The following is a 2,074-nucleotide window of genomic DNA, read 5'->3' as shown; positions in this document are numbered from 1 at the left end:
CTACGACAATATACTTCCTGAGCTATTTAGCCGCTATTGTGCTCTCATTCCTTTTCACTTTAATAGTATAAATTTAAAGCTTTGTAAACATAGGAGGCGCTGCGCTAAACTCTACGGATAGTATGATTTGATTTTAGAAGCCGGAAGCATCCCCCCCGGCTTCATCCCAATTTACCTGAATTACTTCGTTAAACGACGTCCCAAAAACCACCCGATTACGATAATCATCACCAGTACAATGCCTATCAAAACTGGCGGCCAGCGTTTTTTCACTAAGCCTCCGGTCCTGGAGAGCTCCGACTTATCAATCTGCTGTTGTTCTTCATAAGTCCGGCTGCTTTGCTTTTCTGCACGAAGCGCTGTACTGTCTGTTCGGGTGAGTACCCGTCTCAGCAGTCCGGTAACTTCAATCTTTGCAGCCTTGCCTCTGAATCCATGTTGGGCAGAGAAGCTAAACGTGTCGGAAGGAAATATGCTGATCGTATACAACTCATTGGCAGAGTCGGTCAGCGTGATCATCCGCTTGTTATCATAACGTTCATTCTTTAAATCCTGCAGCCGGATTTCCGATTGTGCTGAGGATGAACTTTCAAACTTTTGCTTATTCAGCCTTCTGGTATTGCATGAGCTGAGAATGATCAGGATCAGCAGGGTAAGGAGTTTTATTTTTAAGTTTTTCATCTGTTTATTTATTGTTTTTAAAAGGTGATAAACCTGCCTGCCCGTAGGCAAGGCGATCATGATTTAATAATATTACCCCTGCGGGTTTTGGCAAAATCATGATGGTTCATGACCATGTGTTTAAGGCTAGCGGATATACCGCGCAACCTGATAAATAGATTTTACGGGTCGCCGCTTACGGTATACTCCGTCACCCTCCCGACTTCCTTCCATGTTCGTATTACCCTCTACGGTGATTACCCAATCCTCCTGCCATTGGTCAATAAAACCTATATGGGCAATGCGCTTTTTATCGGGAAAGTAGATGCCGAAAATATCGCCGGTTCCCGGGGTTACCTGTTGTCTGTTATCTGTTGTCTGGCTGGTCGGATAGGCATATTTCCTTGACCCGATAGCTATCGGGTCCTGGCGCATGTTTCCTGACTCACCTGACAAGCTTTTGGCTTTCAGCTTTCTGCTTTCAACCTTATCCCATATCACTTTACTACCCTTAAACAGGTCCGGCGACCAGCCTGTTCTGGGGTTTTCAACGTTTGCCTGTCCGAAAACCCAGCATACAAAAGCGGCGCACCAGGGGTTACCTTTGGGAAGGTTTACATAGCGGAGGTATTTCTCAACCTCCGCTCCGCTGTTTGAATGCTTTTCCCGGATGCCGATCTGGGAGGTATAGATTTGCCTTACCCGTAGTTCAGTAGCTTTGAGAGACGAAACCATTTGAACTTCTTGTGCTTTAAGTCCGAAAGCAATCATCCCCACAAAAAAAATCAGGATGGCTATACCTGGCTTAATGAGGGCCATTTTTAAAATTTCGTAATGATGTTTATCTGATGTTTTCATGATTTTATTATTAATTGGCCCGGTTACCCTGTTTGCAATGTTTCATGTTGGTTTAAGGATTAAATAAGGGCTGATAAAACGAGTATGAATGAGTAGAATATCAGCATGTAAAAGCTCATGTAGATCATAACTTTCTGATTTGCCGGCAGCGACCTGAAATTGCTTTCAAGTTGATTATCTGAATAAATCGCAAAGGCAGGCCAAATGGTATTGATGATCCACCAGGTGATGGCTTTAAATATGAGTATTGCCGATGCTGCCAGGATAATGGCACTTAAGATTCCGGGATCAATCGCTGCGGCCGATCCATCCACCTCACGAATCAGATAAGGAAACAATAAGAATAGGGCAATGATTACTACAATTCCGGCAAGTTCTTTTCTGAAAGGAAAATGCCATGGGAGATAATATTTTTTAAATAGTTCCATGATTTTGATTATTAGATTTTGAATAAAACAGTAGCGGCATATCTCAGCCGCCGACTGCTTAATTAAACAACAACTGACTCCCCCACATAAGCACTGTTTGACAATTTGCCCTGTCTGGACATAAAGAA

3 protein-coding genes are annotated in these 2,074 nt (G+C 43.3%); all 3 read right to left on the bottom strand.

All coding sequences use genetic code 11. From position 1 onward, the window contains the following. Nucleotides 1-180 precede the first annotated feature (180 nt). Entirely contained in the window at nt 181-681 is a 501-nt protein-coding gene (locus BLR27_RS18295) for a hypothetical protein (RefSeq protein ID WP_143007785.1), read from the bottom strand. Between the two features lie 126 nt (nt 682-807). Further along, the gene (locus BLR27_RS18290) at nt 808-1,518 is read right to left on the bottom strand and encodes a hypothetical protein (protein ID WP_090707318.1); all 711 of its coding nucleotides are present in this window, start codon (nt 1,516-1,518) and stop codon (nt 808-810) included. Between the two features lie 59 nt (nt 1,519-1,577). Continuing rightward, on the bottom strand, nt 1,578-1,946 hold the full coding sequence (locus tag BLR27_RS18285; protein WP_090707317.1) for a hypothetical protein: 369 nt from the start codon (nt 1,944-1,946) through the stop codon (nt 1,578-1,580). Nucleotides 1,947-2,074 lie beyond the last annotated feature (128 nt).

Source organism: Daejeonella rubra, assembly GCF_900103545.1.
Lineage (GTDB): Bacteria > Bacteroidota > Bacteroidia > Sphingobacteriales > Sphingobacteriaceae > Daejeonella > Daejeonella rubra.
The sequence above is the reverse complement of the archived record's forward strand: the minus strand, read 5'-3'. Positions and strand labels throughout refer to the sequence as shown.